The sequence below is a fragment of the Kitasatospora sp. NPDC048545 genome (genome assembly GCF_040651155.1).
Lineage (GTDB): Bacteria > Actinomycetota > Actinomycetes > Streptomycetales > Streptomycetaceae > Kitasatospora.
This window is the reverse complement of the sequence record NZ_JBEZIQ010000066.1, coordinates 29,319-51,191: the sequence shown is the minus strand read 5'-3', so window position 1 is coordinate 51,191 and position 21,873 is coordinate 29,319. Positions and strand designations below refer to the sequence as shown.

General features: G+C 71.6%; 16 protein-coding genes. 5 read left to right on the top strand and 11 right to left on the bottom strand.

Features of this window, described 5'->3' with window-relative positions; translation table 11 throughout:
• Positions 1-543: Hsp70 family protein (locus AB0D10_RS39225; RefSeq protein WP_360265558.1), on the top strand; the 543-nt coding region annotated here is incomplete at its 5' end.
• A 249-nt stretch (positions 544-792) separates the two neighbouring features.
• Here the strand turns inward: AB0D10_RS39225 and AB0D10_RS39220 are convergent.
• The 7 genes from AB0D10_RS39220 to AB0D10_RS39190 form a co-directional block, all read right to left on the bottom strand.
• Positions 793-1,002, bottom strand: a complete 210-nt coding sequence (locus tag AB0D10_RS39220) for a hypothetical protein (RefSeq protein WP_360265555.1) — start codon at positions 1,000-1,002, stop codon at positions 793-795.
• 238 nt (positions 1,003-1,240) lie between these two features.
• A complete protein-coding gene (locus AB0D10_RS39215) occupies positions 1,241-3,109 on the bottom strand; it encodes an APC family permease (protein ID WP_360265564.1) in 1,869 nt (622 codons plus the stop codon).
• Positions 3,110-3,759: 650 nt separating this feature from the next.
• Complete coding sequence (locus AB0D10_RS39210) at positions 3,760-3,927, bottom strand: hypothetical protein (RefSeq protein ID WP_360265552.1); 168 nt, start codon at positions 3,925-3,927, stop codon at positions 3,760-3,762.
• A 1,357-nt stretch (positions 3,928-5,284) separates the two neighbouring features.
• A complete protein-coding gene (locus tag AB0D10_RS39205; protein ID WP_360265561.1) occupies positions 5,285-5,461 on the bottom strand; it encodes a threonine/serine exporter family protein in 177 nt (58 codons plus the stop codon).
• A gap of 21 nt (positions 5,462-5,482) precedes the next feature.
• Positions 5,483-5,629: a hypothetical protein gene (locus AB0D10_RS39200; protein WP_360265550.1), complete on the bottom strand. Its 147-nt coding sequence runs from the start codon at positions 5,627-5,629 to the stop codon at positions 5,483-5,485.
• Between the two features lie 341 nt (positions 5,630-5,970).
• Entirely contained in the window at positions 5,971-7,893 is a 1,923-nt protein-coding gene (locus AB0D10_RS39195; RefSeq protein ID WP_360265548.1) for an aminotransferase class V-fold PLP-dependent enzyme, read from the bottom strand.
• Positions 7,894-7,926: 33 nt separating this feature from the next.
• Positions 7,927-10,803, bottom strand: a complete 2,877-nt coding sequence (locus tag AB0D10_RS39190; RefSeq protein WP_360265546.1) for a BREX system ATP-binding domain-containing protein — start codon at positions 10,801-10,803, stop codon at positions 7,927-7,929.
• 194 nt (positions 10,804-10,997) lie between these two features.
• Here AB0D10_RS39190 and AB0D10_RS39185 point away from each other — a divergent pair, with 194 nt between their 5' ends.
• A complete protein-coding gene (locus AB0D10_RS39185; protein WP_360265544.1) occupies positions 10,998-13,796 on the top strand; it encodes an AAA family ATPase in 2,799 nt (932 codons plus the stop codon).
• Positions 13,797-13,931: 135 nt separating this feature from the next.
• Here the strand turns inward: AB0D10_RS39185 and AB0D10_RS39180 are convergent, their stop codons facing one another.
• From AB0D10_RS39180 to AB0D10_RS39170, 3 genes are all read right to left on the bottom strand, one after another.
• Positions 13,932-16,142 carry an MMPL family transporter gene (locus AB0D10_RS39180; protein ID WP_360265541.1) on the bottom strand — a complete coding sequence of 737 codons (2,211 nt, stop codon included), beginning with the start codon at positions 16,140-16,142 and terminating at the stop codon, positions 13,932-13,934.
• A gap of 112 nt (positions 16,143-16,254) precedes the next feature.
• Complete coding sequence (locus tag AB0D10_RS39175; RefSeq protein WP_360265538.1) at positions 16,255-16,833, bottom strand: sigma-70 family RNA polymerase sigma factor; 579 nt, start codon at positions 16,831-16,833, stop codon at positions 16,255-16,257.
• Positions 16,834-17,135: 302 nt separating this feature from the next.
• Entirely contained in the window at positions 17,136-17,279 is a 144-nt protein-coding gene (locus AB0D10_RS39170; protein WP_360265535.1) for a hypothetical protein, read from the bottom strand.
• A gap of 56 nt (positions 17,280-17,335) precedes the next feature.
• Here AB0D10_RS39170 and AB0D10_RS39165 point away from each other — a divergent pair, with 56 nt between their 5' ends.
• The 3 genes from AB0D10_RS39165 (at position 17,336) to rocD (ending at position 20,035) form a co-directional block, all read left to right on the top strand.
• Positions 17,336-17,839 carry an Lrp/AsnC family transcriptional regulator gene (locus AB0D10_RS39165; RefSeq protein WP_360265532.1) on the top strand — a complete coding sequence of 168 codons (504 nt, stop codon included), beginning with the start codon at positions 17,336-17,338 and terminating at the stop codon, positions 17,837-17,839.
• Between the two features lie 124 nt (positions 17,840-17,963).
• Positions 17,964-18,791 (top strand): dimethylargininase, encoded by an 828-nt coding sequence (gene ddaH, locus AB0D10_RS39160; RefSeq protein ID WP_360265529.1) that lies wholly within the window; start codon positions 17,964-17,966, stop codon positions 18,789-18,791.
• A complete protein-coding gene (gene rocD / locus AB0D10_RS39155) occupies positions 18,788-20,035 on the top strand; it encodes an ornithine--oxo-acid transaminase (protein ID WP_360265526.1) in 1,248 nt (415 codons plus the stop codon). Before ddaH ends, rocD begins: the two co-directional genes overlap by 4 nt.
• A 130-nt stretch (positions 20,036-20,165) precedes the next feature.
• On the opposite strand, the gene AB0D10_RS39150 is transcribed toward rocD, so the two are convergent.
• A complete protein-coding gene (locus AB0D10_RS39150) occupies positions 20,166-21,815 on the bottom strand; it encodes a protein kinase (protein ID WP_360265523.1) in 1,650 nt (549 codons plus the stop codon).
• Positions 21,816-21,873: the final 58 nt, after the last annotated feature.

Below are 21,873 nucleotides of genomic sequence, written 5' to 3'. Positions count from 1 at the left end.
CCGCCGGCGCCGCGCGGCCTGCCGCAGATCGAGGTCACCTTCGACATCGACGCCAACGGCATCATGCACGTGGCCGCGAAGGACCTCGGCACCGGACGGGAGCAGAGGATGACCGTCACCGGCGGCTCCTCCCTGCCCAAGCAGGACATCGAGCGGATGATGCGCGAGGCCGAGCAGCACGCCGAGGAGGACCGTCGCCGCAAGGAGGCCGCCGAGACCCGCAACCAGGCCGAACACCTCGTCTACTCCACCGAGAAACTCCTCCAGGACAACCCGGACAAGATCCCGTCCGACGTCACCTCCGAGGTGAACGAGGCCCTGGCAGACCTGAAGGACAAGCTCAAGAGCGAGGACAGCCCGGCCATCCGCACCTCGATGGAGCGCGCGGCCACCGTCGCACAGAAGATCGGCACCGCCCTCTACGCCCAGGCCGGCGGCCCGCAAGCCTCGGCCGGCACCAGCTCGACGCAGAGCGGCGATGAGGAGGAGGTCGTCGATGCGGAGATCGTCGACGACCAGAGCCCGAAACGAGAAACCGGATGAACCAGCCCGCCGGCCCGGCCGGGACGACCACTCGCGGCGACATCCGTGACAGCGGCCACCCTCCAGTCACGACGACCCGGCCCCGCCCGGCAGGCCCGACCACCGGGGCGCACCGCCGGCTCGCGGGGGCGGGCCGGCGACCGTGGCCGAACAATGCGTCCCGCGGCGTGCTCACTGGCACGGCACGGGTGCCTCCGCGTGCGGCGGGGCGGCCGTGCTCTGCCCACGGCAAGGCTCGGAGCCTCGTATCTACGAAGCGTGCTCGCCCCAGTTGATGCGTTCCACGGCATGAGGCGGGAACGACACCCGAGATCCGTCCTTCTGAGTGACGTGCACCCATCCGTGCTCGTCGATACGAATGATGCCCCCGATCGACTCGCCGAGCGCAACGCCGGGGCTGACGTATCCCGCCCCACGGGCAAGATGCACTGTTCCGGGGTTCGCCTCAAGGCCTGCCATGACCTGATTGTCCAGGTTTGCAGCCGGGTCCACCATCGGAGCCCTGTCATGCCCGCCCAACGGCCCTGGTGTCCACCTCCGTGCCCTGGTCGGCTCGGGGTCGACTATCCGTTGCGCCCGCCCCTTGCCGAGTGCCGGCTTTTCCAGGGCGGACGAGGAACCGTCCCGGTGGCCCGACGAAACGGACGGGTCGCTGTGCGCGGTCGGACACGTCGGGTTGCTCGGTGCCGCCGCTGTCCTACACGTGGAACGGGACGGTCGTGACGACGACCTTCGGCAGGGGGCGCAGCGCTCTCCTCAGCCTGGCCGCGAGCCGGTTGTGCAGGAGGCGGTGGCGCCAGTGCCGTACGACGATCTCCGGGAGGATGACGGTCAGGGTGAGGTCCGGGCGCTGGTGGTGCAGCGACTCGATGTAGTTCACCAGCGGTGCGACGATCGCGCGATAGGGGGAGAGGACGATCTTCAACGGCAGGTGGTCGCCCCACAGGTTCCAGTACTCGCGGAAGCGTTGGGCCTCGTCCGCGCTGGGGCTGATGTGGAGCGCGAGGACGGGCTGCTGGAGCGAGGCGGCGTAGGCCAGCGCTCGCATGCCGGCCAGGTTCAGTGAGGCGATCGGCACGATCGACAGGGGGTGGATCTCCTCGGGAGTCTCCTCGCTCTCCGCATCGGCCGTGGTCTCGGGCGGCGCCCCGGGGGCGGCGCCCGGTGTCCGTGCGGTGGCTCGTGTTGTGCCGTCCCCCGAACTCGGAGGTGTGATGGTACGGCTGGGGACTTCGACGGCATGGGGATGCAGGGCGATCGCCGCGCCGACCGTGTCGTAGTGGTGCCGGATTCGTGTCGTCACCAGGATGAACAGTCCCACCGTGAGCACGGCGAACCAGGCGCCCTCGGTGAACTTCGTGATGCCGGCGGTGACGAAGACGATCGCAGAGAGCAGGGCGCCGGTGGCGTTGAAGGCCAGGCTCTTGCGCCAGTGGCGGTCGCGCAGGCGCCACCAGTGCACGACCATGCCGGCCTGCGACAGTGTGAAGGCGAGGAAGACGCCGACGGCATAGAGCGGGATCAGGGGGCCGGTCCTGCCGCCGAACGCCGTGTAGATCGCCGCCGCCGCGACGGAGAGCAGGATGATCCCGTTGCTGAAGGCCAGGCGGTCGCCCAGCCTCAGGAAGATCCTCGGTGCCTGGTGGTCGCGCGCCAGCAGGTACAGGACGCGGGGGAAGTCGTTGTAGGCGGTGTTGGCGGCGAGGAGCAGGACCGCGGCGGTGGCGGCCTGGGTGAAGACGTAGAGGAAACCCGAGCCGAAGGTGCGATGGGCGAGCTGTGACAGCACCGTCTCGTTCGCACGGGGCACGACGCCGTCGAGGTGGACGAGTGCGATCGTGCCCGCGAACAGTGTGACGAGCAGGCCGACCATCCAGGTCAGTGTCGTGCGGGCGTTGCGCCACTCGGTCGGCTGGAAGGCGGGCACCGCGTTGGAGATCGCCTCGATGCCTGTCATCGCCGTCGAGCCGGAGGCGAAGGCACGCAGGACCAGGAGCAGGCTGATGCCCTCGGTCGCGGTCAGCTGCGGTGTCGGCGTCGGCTGGAAACCGTGGCCGGCCGCATCGGACAGACCCACGGCGACGAGTGCGAGGACCGCGAGGACGAAGGCGTACGTCGGTGCGGCGAACAGCGCACCCGCCTGCCGCACACCGCGGAGGTTGCCGGCGAGCAGCACAGCGATCACGACGACGCCGATCGGCACGATGTCGGGTTCGAGCGAGGGGACCGCGGACGTGACCGCCGCCATCCCGGAGGCGATCGAGACCGCGACCGTGAGGATGTAGTCGGTCACCAGACCGGCAGCGGCCGCGAGCCCGGGAAAGCGGCCCAGGTTGGCGGTGGCGACGATGTACGAACCACCGCCGTGCGGATAGGCGCGGATCGTCTGACGGTACGACACCCCGACCGCGAGCATCAGGAACACGATCGTCACGGCGATCGGCACCGAGTACCGCAACCCGGCGGCACCAGCGAGGACGAGGACGGCCAGCATCGCCTCAGGCCCGTACGCGACCGAGGAGAGCGCGTCGGCGGAGAGCACCGGCAACGCCACCAGCTTGCGCATCCGCTCGTGCGCGATCGCGGTGCTCCGCAGCGGCGCCCCGAGCACCACGTGTCGGACCCTGGAACCGACCCGGCCGAGCCGAGAAGGCCGGGTGTCCTCGCTGGTCGCCTCAACCGCCGGCGGTCGTCCGCCGACCGCGGCGACCCGCACGAAACGACCGAGGCGGACCGGCAGGATCTCCGAAGGAGCGGGATAACGACCGAGATCCGGATCCACCGGCAGCGCACGCCGCCATGCCTGCGGATCCCCGGCGACCCGACCCCACTCGAGCCCCACCCGGCGCAACACCCCGAGCTGCTCCGCGTCGAGCGCCGACAGCAGGGCGTCGGGGCTCGACGCGGCGCCCCCCTGCGCGCCGTCCTTGCCACCTCTACTCGTATCCGACACGGCACACAGTGTTACGCATGGCGCCCCCTGTCGGATCAAGGCGCACGCCGGGCTGCCTCGTGCTCTGAGCGGAGGGTCGTGCGTCCCTCGCCTCATCCGGGCACGGGTGCCGGCCGGCCTGGTGCCTTCGTGCAGGGCAGTTCGCCGGTACCCGGTCCAGGACGGTCCAGGACAGGTCCAGGACCGGCGGCCCCGACTCGGCGCGTCGCGGGCACCTACTGCGGAGCGGTTCCCAGTACTGATCGGCAGACTTCCGGCGGGTCTCAGCGGTTGGAGGAGCGGCCGCCGTGCCGGAACCGGACGGCGGAAATGACCACGGCGATGATCAGTACGGCGATGCCGATGAACAGAAGGTAGATCAGGCCGTGGGTGACCACGCCGACGATGCCGAGCACGATCGCCAGGATGATCAGGAACAGCACCAGTGCCATTTTCGGCCTCCTTCGGTTTGCGAGGGTCCTGTCGGCGTGCCAGGCGGCGTTCACCGCCCGCGACCGGCGCGTAGTCCAGCTCGTGGTGGGCGAAGATCGCCGCCTCGTCCTCGGCCGGCAGTACGCCGTCGGTGCCGATCGCCGGCGCCTTCTCGACCCGGCTCCTGGCCCCGGGCGATCAGGGTCCGGGTCCGGGAGGGACGGCACACGGTCGGCGGGCCTCAGGCCGAGACCGAGTGGTCACGCGAGTAGCCGGACCAGCCGCGGGCGGCGGGGGCCGGCCGGGGTCGGGGCCGGCGATGGTCGGTGTGTGTCCTTTGGCGACCGGCGTCATCCGCCTGCCCGTGGGTCTGCGGTCGGCGTGCCCGCGGCCGTCAGGCGGTCGGTGCCGCTGCGCGTGTTGGCCGGGTCGGACGCCGCTGTCATCAGCCACTCGGCGGCGGAGGCCTCGCCTGCCTTGGGCTCGCTTGTGGACGGCCTCGACCCGCCGCCAGGGCACCGCAGCAGGCCGCAGGCCGTGGACGATGCACTCCTCCACCGTACTCCGGCCGCAGCCCCGGCCTCCGGGGTGAGCAGGGGCGGTCGGTGGGTTGGCGTTGGTCGACCTTCGTCTCGAACTCCGCCACGGGCACCCCGGTCTGCCCGCAGCGGTCCTCTCCGTTGGCCGGCTTCCTCGCCTGGCTTCCACGTGGATCGGCGTACGACTCACCGACGCTTCCCTGTCCCGGCACGGCGCCGGCCCCCACCCTGCGACACCTCGGTCAGGGTGGATCTTGCGACTGTGAGTGAGGCGCAGGAGATCTCTCGGGTGGATTTTCTGCTCAAACGTCACGCGAGGGAATTTTCACATATCGAACTCGTGCGCACGGCGGGCTCGAATTCTCGTATCAAGGAGTATCCTGGAAATTACCGGGAGAAGTTACCGGTAGGACGATCGCGAGGAGGCGAATATGGAGATCACTGAGGCAGGATTCCTGACTCTGCGACTCGTGGTCGAAAAAATGTCCGTCTTTTCGGCGGGCAAGATCACAGGGTGAATTGGGGTCAGGGGGGCGTGGATTCAGATCCTGTTGCCCCGGTCGGCGCTAAGTTCATGCAGGCCGGAAGGCCGTTCCCCGCAGCGATGCGGGGAACGGCCTTTTTCTGGGGCGGGGCCGTGCGACATGGTTCGGCGGAGGGCGGTCGGCGTCGGCGGCATGCGTGCGCAGGCGCGGTCTTCCACTCCGATCACGGGTCACGGGTTGTGGGTGTTACGAGTGCTGGTGTCCGGCTCTGGGGGCGAGCCGGTCGGCGGTGGTGTAGCCGAGTGCGAGGCCACCTGCGATGGCCAGGCCGATGGCTGCGGCTTGGCCGATGGTCAGCAGGCAGGGGTGAGTCGGCCGTGGCTGAGGCAGAGCATGCCCTGGTAGATGGTGTAACCGGGGGCGAGCGGTGCGATGCCCGCGACAGTGAGCAGTAGGGCCGGGGTGTCGGTGCGGTGTGCGAGGGCCTGGGTGCCGAGGCCGACGAGGGTGGCCGCGACCGCCGCGGCCAGTGGCGGCGGGAGGTGGTACTCCTACCAGAGCACCAGGTGGACGGTCCAGGCGAGGGCGCCGGCCAGGCCGGCGGTGAGCAGGTTCCACCGGGTCGCCTGGAGGCAGAAGGCGAGGCAGCCGGCGGTGACGTCCGCCGCGCAGCCGTGCAGTCCCAGGGCTGCCGCCATCGCGGTCGTCGTCGCCACGACGTCGGCCGCCGGCCAGCAGCAGTTCACCGGTGCGCAGGGCGAGGAGCAGAAGTTCGCCGGCGTCCTCGTGCGCCGGGGGAGTGCGGCGGGCGAACTGGCGGACGGTCAGGGGCTCGTGCATGGTGGTCATCGGGTCGTGTTCTCGTCGAGCAGCCGCAGGAGCGGCTGGAATCCGTTTCGGCGCTCTGCCGGTCGCCGGTCACCAGGAAGTCGATCAGCGGGTCGCGGAGGGCGGCGTTGATCGGTTCGGCCCGGCCTCGCGCGGTCGCCTCGTCCGGCCCTCGGCGATGTCCAGTGCGCGAACGGGCCCACCCACTGGTTCAGCGGGCTTCCGTGTCACCGGGGTGTGGCTGCAAGCAGGCCTCGGCGATGGGGAAGTGACGGAGGGCCTCGAAGCCTTCGGGAAGGTCGAGGTGGCCTTCGGCCATGCCTCCGGGGCGGTCGGCGACGAGGCGACGTGCGTGGGCGAGGTAGCCCGCCAGGGACTTCTCGCCGTGGCGGGCCGGTCTGTCGGCGCGGTTCCAGTCGGGGCCGTCCAGGGTGTAGAAGCGGAAGTCGGCCAGGCTCAACGGGGCTTCCACCGGGCCGCCCTTGTGGCGCCAGAGGCCGGCGTCCGGAGTGAAGCGGTAGTCGGCGAGCAGGCGATGGCCGTCCGTGGCTATGAAGTCGACCGCGTCGATGATGAAGTCCCGGACGGTGTCGGACATGAAGTACGGAAAGCTGACTCGCGTCCAGCCGGGCTTGATGCCTTCGTGGCCCTGTGTGACGATCTCGTCGCGCAGTGCCGCCGAATGGTCGTCGTCGATTCCCAGCAGACGGTGCCCGTACGGGCCGGCGCAGGAGCAGCCGCCGCGGGCCTGGATGCCGAACAGATCGTTGAGGAGCGCGACCACGAAGTTGTGGTGAAGGTAGCGGTCGCCGTGTCGGATCAGGAACGAGACGATCGGCAGGCGCGGCACGTGGGTGGCGCCGAGGATGACGATGTTCGGGTTGTTCTGCCAGCGGGCCAGGACCGCGTTCCAGGATCGCTCCTCCCTGGCGTGGATCAGCTCGGTACCGACCATCTCCTTGACCCCGAATGCGAGGCCGGCGCGGATCGACTCGACGATGGCCGGCGTACCGCCTTCTTCCCGGGCGACCACGTCGTCGAGGTAGTACTGATGCCGCGGATCCACGAAGGCCACGGTGCCGCCGCCCGGCATGGTGGGTACCCGATTGCGGACCAGGCTCCGCCGAACGATGAGCACTCCCGGGGACTGCGGGCCTCCGACGAACTTGTGGGGTGACAGGAAGACGGCGTCCTTGTGATCGATGCGGCCCGGTGCCGACTCGGTGACACGGATCGGCACGTATGGCCCCGCCGTCGCGAAGTCCCAGAAGGACAGGGCTCCGTGAGTGTGCAACAGGGAGGCGATGCGGTCGGTGTCGGTGAGGATGCCGGTCACGTTGGAGGCTGCCGAGAAGCTGCCGATGCGTAGTGGCCGGTCCGCGTAGCGGCCGAGTTGAGTACACAGATCGTCCTCGTCGATCCGGCCGTTCGAATCCATCTTGATGACCACGACATCGGCGATCGATTCCCGCCAGGGCAGTTCGTTCGAGTGATGTTCGTAGGGGCCGACGAAGACGACCGGCCGCTGCTCCGCTGCCATGGCGTGCGCCTGGCTGTGCTGTTCGGCCAACCCGACCGGGCTCTGCAGTTCCAGAAGGCCGACGAGTTTGTTCACCGCGGCCGTGGTTCCCGAACCGCAGAAGAGCACGACGTGGTCGTCGGCGCCGCCGACCGCGCGGTGGATGAGCTCGCGGGCCTCCTCGCGCAGGCTGGATGTCTGCAGACCGGTGGCGGAGCTCTCCGTGTGGGTGTTGGCGTACTGGGGGAGGACTGTCGCGCGGAGCCAGTCCTCGATGAAGCCCAGCGAACGCCCGGAGGCCGTGTAGTCGGCGTAGGTGATGCGCCGCGGCCCGTAGGGGCCCGGCAGCACGTCGCCGTCACCGATGAGGCCGCGCCGGATCCGGGTCAGGCGCGCCATGGCAGCGCCCGACGGTGCTTCTGCGTCCGACCGGTCGGCAGCCGTGCGTCCGGTCGCCTTGCTCCCGCCCGAGGCGTCCTGATGCATGCCCGGCTTGTTCCGGCGGGACCGGCCGATCAGCCCGAACGGTTTCCTGAGGGCCGTGATGACTGTGCTCTTTTCCACGCGAAGCCTTACGACGGTGTTCGGCCGTAGGTTCAACGTGACGCTGGTCACGGGCGCCGCGCACGGCGTGTTTCCCCGCGCTCGTCAGGCCTCCTGGCCGACACGGCTCTGCCGGGCGGCCTCGGCGGCGATCTCGACCCGCGACCGGAAGGAGAGCTTGGCGAGGATGTGGGAGACGTGCGTCTGGACCGTCCGGGTGGAGAGCATCAACTCGGCGGCGATCTCCGGATTGGAGCCGCCGTCGGCGATCCCCTGGGCGACGCGCAGCTCCGTCGGTGTCAGGCTCTGCCAGCCGGAGGCGGCCCGCGGCCGGGGGCCGCGCGCGCCGAGGCGCAGCCCGGCCGCGCGCAGCCGGGCCTGTGCGTGCCGGAGCCCCCAGGTGGCGCCGAGTCCGGTGTAGACGGCCGCGGCCTCGTCCAGTCGGCGCCTGGCGTCCGCCGCACGCCCCTGCCGGGCCAGCAGCTCGGCCGCGTCCTCCAGGGCGTTCGCCCGTCGCAGGGGGCGGGAGGACGCCGCGTAGTAGTCGGCGGCGGCCAGCAGCGGCGCCGGATCGGCCTCGAGCAATCCGGCGGCGTGTTCGGCGGTGTGCTCCCAGTAGGCGACGCGAGGCGCTCGGGACGAAACCGTGCTGGTGGCCGCGGCCGCGGCCGCGGCGGTCTCGGCGGTCGCTCGGTCACCGACCGCCAGCGCCAGCCGGACGACGGCCGGCAGCCAGGCGAACCGGTCCTCCGGTTCCGTCGCGATCTGCCGGTCGAGGACGGGCAGCAGGGCCGCCAGTGCCTGGTCCGGCCGTCCGGCACGTTCCGCGGCGATCGAACGCGCCATCGCGAGCCACTGTGCTGCCCCGGGGTCGGCGGGAGTGCGCAACGGGTGGTTCCGTAGAAGCCGCAGCCGTGCTTCGGACGCGGACGTGTCATCCCGGAGGCCGGCCACCAACGCGGCCAGGCCGTGTACGTGGACGGCGGCGGGCGGGAGTTCCTCCCCGGCGAGGTGCTCGGACGCGGCCAGATGCTCGACCTCGGCGAGTGCCTCGTCCCACTGGCCGGTGCGGAAGAGCTGGGCGGCGATCGCGACCGCCGAGTGCTGACCGTGCGACCGGGGGCTTTCGCCGAGGCGGCGAAGTTCGGTGATCTCCGTCTCGGCCTCGGGGATCCGGTCCCGGAGGCCGGCGATCACGAGTCGTTGGGTCCGGAGCAGCCGTTCGACCCGGGGATGCGCGCCGTCCACGGACAGGGCCAGGCCACGCTCGCTCAGGTCCACGGCGCCGTCGAGGTCGCCGTCCCGGGCCCGGGCGATCACCGTCCGCATCCAGGTGGCGTAGGCGACGGCGAAGGCTTCCCCCGAGCGGCCACCCGCGGCCGCCGCGCCGACCGCCGCCTCGGCGGCCTCGTCGAGCCGGTCCGACCGGAACAAGTAGAAGGAGCCCTCGGCCTGCAGCCGTGCCCTGGACCGCTCGCTGATGCCGTCGATCCTGGTGGCGGAGGCCACCAGCTCCGCGGCCTCCCGGGCCCCGGCGCCGGTCGGCGACCGGGCGTACAGCGCCTCGCCGAGCAGCCAGAAGGCCTCGGCCGCGGCCTCGGGTTCGACGGAGGATGCGGCCAGGAGCCGGCGCGCGATCACCTCGGCCTCGTGGGGTCGGCCCAGTGCGTTGAGTGCCTCGGCCGTGCACAGCCGCAGGCCGGTCCGGTCGGCTTCCCGACCGGCCCCGGCGTCGGCTCGGGTCAGGATCTCCAGGGCGGTGGCCGGCGAGCGGGTGACCAGCTCGCGGGCGTGGCGTGCCACCCATCCGTGCAGCCAGGGGTCCGTGGCCGCGGAGGTGGCCTGGGCCACGTGGCCGGCCACCTGGTCGAGTGGTGCACCGGTCAGGTCCAGCGCCTCCGCCACCTGGCGGTGCAGCGCCCCGCGCAGAGCCGTCGGGGTGCTCGTCACGAGCGCCTGCCGGACCAGCTGGTGACGGAACCTGAGCCGCTCTCCGACCGGGTCCAGCACCGCCCCGGCGAGGGCTTCCTCAAGCACCGGAACGAGGGCGACGAGCGGACGGCGCGACACCGCGGCGAGATCGGCCGGCCGGAACTCGGCGCCCAGTACGGCGGCGATCCGCAGGGCCGCGCGCAGCTCGGCGGACAGCCGCTGGATCCGGTCGGTGATCGCTGTCCCGAGCGAGAGGTCGCCGTGGTCGGGTGTGACCTCGAACCCGTGCGGCCCCCTCGTCAAAGCACCCTGGCGGTGCAGCAGGGCCAGCATCTCGGTGAGGTGGAGCGGATTGCCACCGGCCCCGCCGAGTGCTTCCAGCAGGGCCGGCCCCACCGGGCCGCCCAGTTGACGGACCGCGAGGGCCGCCACCTCGTCCGGGACCAGCGGCTCCAGATCCACGATGAGACCGCCGCAGTGTCGTAGTGCCCTCGCCGCGGCGGCCTCGGCTTCCCCTCCGGAGCCGGGCGTGACGGCTGCTGCCACCATGAGCGGAAACCGTTCGGCATGGTGGGCCAGGCGCGTCCAGAGCGCCGCCGAGGTCTCGTCCGCCCACTGGAGATCGTCCACCACGACGAGGACCGGGCTCGTCGCGCACTGCCGTTCCACCACCTGGAACAGCCGCCCGGCCGCAGCCGACACCGGATCCGTCATGCCGGCGGCCGTGCGCCGTGCCGGGGCCGCCACCGCGGCCCGGTACTCCGCCCGCAGTTGCCCGGAGTACGGCCGGTCCCGTTCCAGGAGGTCCAGGAACGTCCCCAAGGGGAAGTACCGCTCCGACTCGTTCGCTGCGCCCCGGAGCACGGCGAAGCCCGATTCCGTGGCGCGGTCGGCGCAGGCTCCCAGCAGGGTGGACTTTCCGCTCCCGGCTTCACCCCGGATCAGGACGGCGCGTCCCCGGCCGGCTGCGGCTCCGGACAGTACCTCGTTGAGCTGCGACGACTCGGTCCTCCGGCCGATCGGCGCCGCTCCCGCCCGGGTGGTTCTCATTCGCGGGATTATCGCATTGGCGATCGTCGACGACGCACCGGCGAGATGTCGGCTGGTCCCGAGCCTCCGTTCCCGGAGTCCGGGTGTCCGCCGGCGGTCTGGGATACTTTGTCCGGCACCGGGATGGCCCGGCGAGCGCCGGCCCGAGGCGCTGAGCAGCTGTGATGGCCGGGCGACGGGGAAAGTGAAGCTGGATGGCAATGACGGTTCAGGGCCGTGAAGCCGAGCGGACGCGCCTTGAGCTCATGGTTCGACAACTGGCGGCGGGCACGGGCCAGGCGATGGTGTTCCGTGGTGAGCCGGGCATCGGGAAGTCGGCCGTGCTCGACCTCGCCGAGGCGCTGTGCCGGTCCGCCGGGATCACGGTCCTGCGCGGTGAGGCCGGTGAGATCGACCGGTCGGTGCCGTTCGCCGTGCTGAGCGAGTGCCTCGACGTGGGTGCCGCGGAACACCCCGGGGTCGCCCGGATCCGCAGCTTGCTCCGGGGCGACGAGCGGGTCGGTGCACCGGCGGGGGCCGTCGGCCAGGAGTTCCTGATCGCCGAGGCCATCCTCTCGACGCTGGACGACTGGTGCTCGGCCGAGCCGCTGGCCCTGCTGCTGGACGACCTGCACTGGGCGGACCTGGCCAGCGTGGCCGTCGTCCGTCGCCTGGCACGCGCGTTGGACCAGCTGCCCCTCCTCGTACTGGTCACGTGCCGTCCCGCACCGGACGGTGCCGCCATCACCGGACTGCTGCGCGACTTGGAGGAGTCCGGCGTCCCGACGACCGATCTCGCTCCCCTTGCCGACGCCGGGGTCGCCGCCTTGGTCGCCGACCTCGCCGGCGGCCTTCCGGGTGACCGGCTGCGGTCCCTGGTCGCGGGCGCGGCCGGCAATCCGCTCTACGTGACGGAGCTGATCAGGGACCTGTCGGGCACGGGCCGCATCGAGCTCCGGGGATCGACCGCCGAGATCAGCGCGCAGACACCCCTCGTACCGGATTCGCTGAGTGCCACGGTCCTCCACCGGCTCGAAACCCTGAGCGCGCCGACCCGCGAGATGCTCCGCGTGGTGGCACTGCTCGGCCGCGCCTTCAGTGCGGCCGAGATGACCGCCGTCCTCCGGCTCCCGGCCACCGACCTGGTGGAGCCGGTGGTGGAGGCGCTCGCGGCGGGAGTGCTGGAGGAGCGTGGGAGCGGGCTGGCGTTCCGGCACGACCTGATCCGACGGGCCGTGGTTCAGAGCCACTCCCAGGCGGTCCGGACGGCTCTGCACGAGCAGATCGGGGTCTGCCTGGCCGAGGCGGGCGCGCCCGTCGAGCGTGTCGCGGAGCACGTGCTGGAGGCCGGGCCGTTGGGCCGACGGGACGTGGCGTGGTTGCGCGCGTCGCTGGATCCGCTCCTGGTCCGGGCACCGGCGCTCGCGGTCGAGCTGTTGCGCCGTGCCACCGCCACCGCGGGCGACGACGTCCGGGACCTGGACGTCGAACTCGCCCGGGCACTGCTCTGGGCCGGTCTGCCGGCGGAGGCCGAACACGCCGCCAGAGCCGCACTCGTACGGTCCCTCCCGATCGATCGTGCGGGTACCGTGCGCGGGTGGCTCGCGCAGGCCCTCATGGAGCAGGGGCGGCTGGACGACACGGTGGCGGAGGTCCGTTCGGCGCTCGCCCTGGAGGGACTCCCGCAGAACCAGGTGGCCCGGTTCCACGCCGTTCAGGCGCAGGCGCTCCACTTCATGAGCCGCATGGAGGAGTCGGAGGCCGCCGCGCTCCTGGCGGTGCGGAACGGGCAGGAGAGCGGCGACGGCTTCGCGACGGCGTACGGTCTCACGACCCAGGCTGCGGTCCTGGTGGTCACCAGGCGGGTCGAGGAGGCCCTCGTTCTCACCACTGAGGCCCTCGACAATCTCGGGGCGACGGGGATCTCCTCCGATTTCCAGCTCTCCCCGCACCTGGCCCGGGCCTACTGCCTGGCCGACCTGGACCGCCTGACGGAGGCCCACGAGCACCTGTGCACGGGCGCGCGCGAGAGCGAGCGGGCCGGTGTGGCGTTGCTGACCGGGTACCAGTCCGCCATCGCCAAGGTCGAGTTCCTGCGCGGAAACTGGGACGACGCCCTGGTCGCCGTCCAGAGCGGCCTGGACTCCATCGACCCCCTGGGCATCGGCCCCGATCTGCACGCGGTCGCGGCGCTGATCGAGGTGCGCCGAGACCAGCGGTCCGACCACACCGACGCCGTCGTCAACGCGTCCGAAGTCCGGCCCGTGCGCTCCCACACGGAATTTCTGCACTGGTGGGCTCGGGCCCTGGTGCTGGACGCCGAAGGCGACTGCGCGCGAGCCTTCGACCTCCTCGAGTCGTACCTGTGGGCGTCAGGAGGACTGCGCACGGTGGTGAACCTCGACCACCTCTTCCCGGACGCCGCCCGGATGGCCTTCTGCCTGGGCCGCTCGGACCGCCTGGCCGCGATCGCCGCGTATGCCCAGGAGATGGCCGACTTCCAGCCGTCCCCGAACAGGCGCGGCACCGCCGCGCTCTGTCGGGGGCTGGCCGACGCGGACGGCTCGTTGCTCGCCGAATCCGCCACGGCGTACGACGCGGCGGGGCGCCCGCTGTTCGCGGCGTTCGCCCGCGAGAACGAAGCGGTGCTGTCGGCCCGCGCCGGCTTGTCGGACCGAGCCGCCGCCGCCTCGGCCGAAGCCGTCGACGGCTACCTCGCACTCGGCGCCTCGTGGGACGCCCGCCGCACCCGGCAGCGCCTGCGGGAGGAAGGGATCACCGTCAGGAACCGACGGACGGCTGCCAGGAGTGAGACGGGCTGGGAGGCCCTGAGCGCGACCGAGCGCACCGTGCTGACCATGATCGCGGAGGGCTGTTCCAACCCGCAGATCTCCGAGCGCCTGTACATGTCCCGCCGGACGGTGCAGGTGCACGTGTCACGCATCATGGCGAAGCTCGGCGAGTCCTCGCGGGTGGGGCTCGCCGTGGCGGCGACGTTGCGACAGCCTTGCTGAGCAGCGGGGCCGGGCGCCGATCCGTCTCCCGTCGGGGGGACGGATCGGCGTTGCGCCGCGCGAGGCCCGGGGGATCGTCCTCCTGTCCTGCCGGGTCTCGGCTGCGGTCCTGATCCGCGTCGGTCCCGATCCGCGTCAGTCGTGCGAGAACCGGAGGCTCGGCAGGATCCTGCCGAGCCAGGCCGGGGTCCACCAGGCGGCCCGGCCGGTCAGCCGGAGCAGGACGGGCAGCAGGACCAGCCGGACGAGGGCGGCGTCGAGCAGGACGGCCAGGCCCAGGACGATGCCCATCTCCTTCGGGGGCAGCGGGCCGGAGAGGGCGAAGGTGAAGAACACGGCGACCATGACGGCGGCGGCCGCGAAGACGACCCGGCCCGAATGGGTCAGCGACGCGACCATGGCCGTGCGGGGGTCGCCGCTGCGCTCGTAGTGTTCCTTGGCCGAGGCGAGGAGGAAGACGGTGTAGTCCATCGCGATCGCGAAGATCATGGCGAAGAAGAAGACCGGCGCCCACCCGTCGAGGAAGCCCTGCGGGGTGAAGCCGAGCAGTCCCGCCCCGTGCCCGTCCTGGAAGACGAGACGGGCGGCGCCGAAGGCGGCCGTGGTGGCGAGCAGGTTGGTGACGGTGCCGATCAGCGCGACCAGTGGCGCTTGCAGGGCGAGCAGGAGCAGGACGAATCCGAGCGCCAGGATGACTCCGACGACCAGGGGGGTCTTGGCGTTCAGGACGTCCTGAAGGTCGAGGTTCTCGACGGCGGCACCGCCGACCAGCGTCTGCTGGGGCAGGTGCCCGCGCAGTTCGGCGACGGTCGCCCGCAGGGCGGGGTCCGCGGGGTCGGCGGCCGGGACGGCCTGGATGAGCGCGAGGTCGGTACCGTCGGCCGCGTTCGTCGCCGGCATCACGGCCGCGATCCCGGGGTTGCTCCTGAGGACCACGGCGGCGGTCTCGGCCTGGGAGATCGGCGTCACGATCTGGAGGGCACCGGGAGCGCCGGCACCGAACGCCTCCTGAACGGCCAGGTAACCCGTCCGCGCGGAGGAGTCCGCGGGGATGACGGTGACGGACGGCATGGCGGTCCGGAGCCCGATCACGGGCACGGCGAGTGCCAGCAGGGCGACGAGAGCGGGGACGCCGTACCGCAAGGGGTGCGCCCACAGACGTTCGGCCCAGCCGGCGAAGCGGGGCGAACCGGCGGGGTCCGTGGGACGGGTGAACGGCAGGGGCGCCGCGTTGACCCGGAGGCCGAGGCTTCCGAGGACCGCCGGCAACAGCGTCAGGGTCGCGGCCAGGACGAACGCGACCGCGATCATGATGCCCAGCGCCATGGACCGGAACGCGGGTGACGGGACGAGCAGAACCGCGGAAAGGCTGACCAGGACGGTGGCGCCGGACAACGCGACGGCCTTGCCGGCGGTGTCCATGGTCTCGCCGACGGCGTGCCGGGCGGCGCCGTGCCGGGCGAGCGCCCCACGGAAGCGCACGACGATGAACAGGGCGTAGTCGATGCCCAGGGCGAGGGCGAACATCATCGCGAAGTTCATCGCCCAGATGGACGTCGGTGTCAGGTGGTTGAGCAGCACCAGGGCACCCGCGGAGGCCGCCAGTCCCGCCATCGTCAGCAGCAGTGGGAGCCCGGCGGCGACCAGCGAGCCGAAGGCCAGCACCAGGATCGCGAGGGTCACCGGCCACGACAGCATCTCCGAGCGCATCATCGCGTCGTGGTTGGCGGCGTTGAAGTCGCTCCACAGGACGGAGGCGCCCGTGGCGCTCACCCGGACACCATCTCCGGACAGCGCCCCGAGCGGACCCTTGAGGTCGTCCGCCGCACGGACCATGGCGTTGGTGTCGGCCTTCGCGCCGGCCAGCACGACCGCGGTGCGCCCGTCGGGGCTGATCGTGGCGCCGGGTTGGGGCGGCACCACCTCGCTGATGCGCGGGTCGGCCCGCAGCAGCGCCATCGCCCGGTCGACGACCTGCTGAACAGCGGGGTCGGTCACCGGTCGGTCGGCGGCGATGACGACCTGGAGAGCCGAGGAGGCGTTGCCGTCGAAGTGCTGCTCGGCGAGCTCGCGGACGCGCACCGACTCCGAGCCGTTGGCCTGCCAGCCCGCGCCGGCCAGCGCGGACGTCACCTGCGGGGCGAAGGCGCCGAGCCCGGCGACCACGACGAGCCAGAGCACGGCGACCAGCCGCAGGCGGCCGGCAGCCCAGAGACCGAGCCGGCCCAGGAGACCCGGCGGTCCGCTCCGTTCGGGATGAAGGCGCTCACGCCTGCCCTCCGCCGGGCGGGGAGGGTGGTGCACCGGGTCGTGGTGCGGCGCGTGCGGGTGGTCGGTCGTCGTCATGCGGGGCCTCCGTGGGGGCAGCCGAAAGCGGGTGTGGGCAGGTGTGGTTCTCGGCACGGCGGCGTGCGTTCCCGATGCCCACCGGTGGGCCGTACGCATCGCGCCGGGTCGGCTATGCGACCGACCGGTGCTCTCGCAGGGTCGTCCGAAGCGAGCGGAGCGCGTAGTGGCAGCGAGACTTGACGGTGCCCGGGGGCACGCCGAGGATCTCGGCGGCGGCATTGATGGAGCGGTCCTCGAAGTAGACCTGCGTGACCACGGCGCGGTGCTGATCGCTCAGGGACGCCAGCGCCGAGCGAACCGACCAGGCCGTCAGGAGCAGGTCGATCTCGTTCGTGGCCGCGCTTTCGTCGAAGAGCGTGTCGGGGGCGTCGAAGCCGACCTCGACGGGCCGGTACCGGCGCGAGCGCAGGTGATCGATGAGCAGGTTCCCGGCCACCCGGTAGAGCCACGGCAGCGCGCTCCGGTGGTCGGACGACAGCACCTCGGGATGGTGCAACGCGCGGAGGAAGGTCTCCTGCGTGAGGTCCTCGGCCAGCTGCGGATCCCCGAAGGTGCGCTTGGCGAGGTAGGAGAGGACCGCGGGGCGGTGCATGGCGCTCAACCGGCGGAACGCGACCTCGGACATCCGGGCCCGGACGGCCGGGGAGCCGTTCACCCGTGTGGGTCTGCTGTGGGTGAGCGTTCTCATGAAGGTCCTCGCGCGTCGATCAGGGAGTTGTGCCGGTCGTGCCGACGGTCGAGGTTTGCATGGCGGAAAAGAGGGAAACATCCGCCAGCTAGGCACGTCTGGGCAGTCGGTCGGTTGGCAGGCGGGGACACGGCCGGGGCGGTCGGCCTCGACATCGGCTACACCCGCAGCACCCGACGACTCCCCGGTACAAGCCGTCTGACCTGTGCTTTTGTGCCGACTGGCGGATATCTCTCCAGCCACGAGAGCGGCGAGTACCGGCTCACTGCGGCCGGGCGGAGCCGCAGTGAGCCGGGAGGGGCTCAAAGCTTCGCGATCGTCGTGGTGGTGCGGTGGGCCGCGCCGGCGGTCTTGATGATCGAAGTGGCGCCGATCGGCACGATCTGCCGGTCGGCAAGCGGCCCGGCGCGCGTCCGTGGCCTCCCGCTCGGCAGCCGTGCCGGCATCCTGTTCCGGCTATCTTCGGGGCCGAACGCCCGCCGAAGAGAGGGAACGACCCGCGATGACCAGCCAGGCAGCACCGTTCGACGACCTGGACCGCAAGATCGTCACCGCCCTGATCGACAACGCCAGGGCCAGCTTCGCCGAGATCGGCGCGGCGGTCGGCCTGTCGGCCAGCGCGGTCAAGCGCCGGGTCGACAGGATGCGGAAGGACGGTGTGATCACCGGCTTCAGCGCCACCGTCAGACCCGCTGCCCTCGGCTGGCGCACGGAGGCCTACGTGGAGGTGTACTGCGACAGCGCCGCGCCGCCCAGACGCCTCGCGGAAGTCGTGCGCGACCACCCTGAGATCACGGCTGCCATGACCGTGACCGGCGCCGCCGACGCACTGCTGCACGTCCGGGCCACCGACGTCGAGCACTTCGAGGAGGTGCTGGAACGGATCAGGAGCGAGCCGTTCGTCCGCAAGACGATCAGCTGCCTGGTGCTGACCCACCTGCTGCCGGAGAGCCCGGAAGCCGGGATCGGCCAGCCGGCACCCCGGGGCGCAACGAACGTGCGCTGATCGCCGACATCACGCAGCGTTCCGGCGCATTCGAGCAGCTGTTGCGCCTTGTCGTGCGGTGCGGTGGGTTCCTACCGTTGGGGCATCCCCTGATCGTCACTCATCGGAAGCGGAGGACCCCTCTGTGCTCACGAGCCACTCTGCGTCCACGAACGGCGTGCGCCCCCGGCGCTACCTGACCTGCGAACCCACCCACTTCGACGTGCGGTACGCCATCAATCCGTGGATGCGTGAAGACACCCAGGTCGACAGCGCCCTCGCCCGCGCCCAGTGGGAAACGCTGATCCGCGCCTACCGCGAGCACGGCCACACCGTGGAGACGGTGGACCCGATGGAGGGACTGCCCGACATGGTGTTCGCGGCCAACGCGGCCCTGGTCCTGGGCGGCCGGGTCTTCGGCTCCCGGTTCCACGCTCCCCAGCGCCGGCCCGAGTCCGTCGCGTACGGGAGCTGGTTCAAGGCAGCGGGCTTCGACGTCACCGAGGCGGAAACGGTGTGCGAGGGCGAGGGCGACCTCGTACCGGCAGGCCCCTTCATCCTGGCGGGCACGGGTTTCCGGACGACCACGGCGGCCCATCACGAGGTGCAGGAGTTCTTCGGCCTGCCGACGATCAGCCTGCACCTGGTGGATCCCCGCTTCTACCACCTGGACACCGCGCTGTTCGTCCTGGACGACCGGAACATCGCCTACTTCCCCGACGCGTTCTCCCCCGAAAGCCGCGCGGCACTGGAGCGCCTCCACCCGGACGCGGTGATCGCCACCCTCGAAGACGCCCTGGCGTTCGGCCTCAACTCCGTCTCGGACGGACGCCACGTCTTCGTCGCCCCACAAGCCGAAGGCCTCATCGGTCGGCTCGCCGACCACGGATACGTTCCCGTCCCCGTCGACCTGTCGGAATTCCACAAGGCCGGCGGAGGCATCAAGTGCTGCACCCAGGAGATCCACGCATGACCACCCCCACGAGAACCCACCGGACCACCCCCGCACCGCACTCGTCGGCCGAGCTGATCAGGGCGGAAGCGCCGGTCCTCGCGCACAACTACCACCCCCTGCCCGTGGTCGTCGCCCGGGCCGAGGGCGTCTGGGTCGAGGACGTCGAAGGCCGCCGCTACCTCGACCTGCTGGCCGGCTACTCGGCCCTCAACTTCGGCCACCGTCATCCGGCGCTGACCGCGGCCGCGCACGACCAACTCGACCGGCTCACCCTCACCTCGCGGGCCTTCCACCACGACCGCCTCGGCGGCTTCGCCGAGGGGCTGGCCCGACTGACCGGCCTCGACATGGTGCTGCCGATGAACACCGGCGCCGAGGCGGTGGAGAGCGCCATCAAGGTCGCTCGCAAATGGGCGTACGAGGTCAAGGGCGTCGCCAGGGACCGGGCGACGATCGTCGTGGCCGCCGAGAACTTCCACGGCCGCACGACCACCATCGTGGGATTCTCCAGCGACGACACGGCCCGGGCCGGATTCGGCCCCTTCACCCCGGGCTTCCGCGTCGTTCCCTTCAACGACCTCGCCGCGCTCGAAGCAGCCATCGACGAGACGACGGCGGCCGTGCTGATCGAACCCATCCAGGGCGAGGCGGGCGTGGTCATCCCGGACGACGGATACCTCACCGGCGTCCGTGACCTGACCCGGCGTGCGGGCTGTCTGTTCATCGCCGACGAGATCCAGTCCGGCCTGGGCCGCACCGGCCGCACCCTGGCCGTCGACCACGAATCCGTCGTGCCGGACGTCCTGCTCCTCGGCAAGGCCCTCGGCGGCGGCATCGTCCCGGTCTCCGCAGTCCTCGCCCGCCGCGACGTCCTCTGCGTGCTGCGCCCTGGCGAGCACGGCTCCACCTTCGGCGGCAACCCCCTGGCCGCGGCGGTCGGTTCGGCCGTCGTCGACCTGCTGGCCACCGGGGAGTTCCAGCGCCGTGCGGCCGAGCTGGGCACCGTACTGCACACCGGCCTGGCCGCCCTGGCCGGGCGGGGGATCACGGGCTTCCGGGCGCGTGGGCTCTGGGCGGGCGTGGACATCGATCCGGCCATCGCGACGGGCCGTGAGATCAGCGAACGGCTCATGCACGAGGGCGTCCTGGTCAAGGACACCCACGGTGCCACGATCCGCCTCGCCCCGCCCCTGACGATCACGCGCGAGGAACTGGAGTCGGCCCTGGCGTCGCTGGAAAAGGTCCTCGGGCAGAGCAGTTAGCGCAGACCTGTGCCGCTCGACGAGGATGCGGCCGAGGACTTCGCGGCGGATGCTGCCGATGACGCGCTCGCAGTGGGCGCAGGTCCTCGCACGAGTCGGCCGAACGTCGGTGCTCACCGGGCTTCGGCCGTCAGGTGTTCCGGCGGTAGTAGTCGATCGAGACCTTGACGGGCCCGTCGTCCGGGGTGGCCGAGAGCAACCGGACGACGGCCAGGTCGCGGCCGTCGTTCCCGCGGACACAGAACGCCCGGTCGTTGAGGGTGGTGAAGTCGAGCCGGCGGGTGGGCCGGCTGCCCAGGCCCTTGAGGCAGTCGGCGGTTCCCAGACGGTTGTCCGTGCCGACGTAGGCGTCGTTGTTGTCTGCGAGGAGGAACTCGTTCGAGGTCCGGGCGATGAACCAGGGCGCCGTCTCCTCCGGTACGACCTTTCCGTTCGTGAGGTCGAACTCGTAGCTGTGGTCGGACGAGACGAGTGTGGTGCCGGTGTACACGGCGGTGTACTCGGGAGCGGCGGTCGCCGGGGCGGGGGAGGTGAACGGGGTTTCCGGGGCGGTATCGGTTGCCGTCGTGTCGTCGGCGGTGGCCGGGTTGCCCTGGTCCGACGTGTGGAGGAGGAGGAACATGCCGGCCGCGCCGAGAACGAGAGCGACTGCGGCGATCAGGGCCGTCCGGCGGCGGGAACCCCGGCGGGCCCAGCCGCGGCCCTTTCGGGCTTCGGGCGCCGGGACCCTGGTGGAATCGGTGGCTTCGGGGGCCGGTGGCCCGGGGTCCAGCACGGTTGCGACGGGTGCCACCGCCGTTGCCCCGTCGTGCGGTGGGGGCGCGATGAGGACCGTCTGCGCCTCGGAGGGAGCCCGAGGGAGGTCGCTGCGTCGGGCGATCTCGGCGTTCACCTGCGAGGGGAGCCAGCCGTCGGCGAATCGCAGGTGCCCGACGAGGACGGGGTGGGCGTGGACGGTTTCGATCACCTGCGCAGTGGTCGGGCGGCTTTCGGGCTGCTTCGCCATGCACCAGCCGACGAGGCTGCGCAGGGAGGCGGGGACGAGGGAGAGGTCCGGCTCCTCGTGGACCGCGCGGTACAGGGCACCGGAATCCGAACCGCCTCCGAAGGGAGGCGTGCCCCCGGCGACGTAGGCGGCCAGGGCGCCTAGGGCGAACATGTCGGTGGCGGGCGTGGCGGGCAGACCCCGGGCCTGCTCCGGGGCCATGAAGCCGGGGGAGCCGATGCGCAGTCCGGTACCGGTGAGGGCGAGGGCGTCGGCGGCGCGGGCGATGCCGAAGTCGATCACGCGCGGGCCGTCGGCGGCGAGGAGGACGTTGGCGGGCTTGAGGTCGCGGTGGACGACACCGGCGGCGTGGATCGCCTGGAGCGCTTCGGCGATGCCGGCGATGAGGAGCAGGACGGTCTGCTCGGCGAGTGGCCCGTTGTGCTTGACGACCTGGTGGAGCGAGGGACCGGGCACATAGGTGGTGGCGAGCCAGGGCATGGCGCAGTCCACGCCGGCGTCGACGACCTGGGCGGTGTAGAGCCCGTGGATCAGACGCGCGCTGGCGACCTCCTGGGCGAAGCGCTGCCGGAACTCGGGGTCCTCCGCGAACTCGGGCCGGACCACCTTGAGAGCCACCGGCCGGCCGCCGCGGGTGTACGAGAGGTAGACCCGTCCCATCCCGCCGGATCCCAGCCGCGCGAACAGACGGTAGCCACCGACCATGGCCGGGTCGTCGTCGGTCAGCGGCCGAAAGGCGGCGGGCGCGGTGGTGTCGGCTCGGTGTACGGACATCTGGGGCTCTCTCGGCGGGGCTGGGACACGCTGGGGACGGTCACCGAACGTGAGGAAC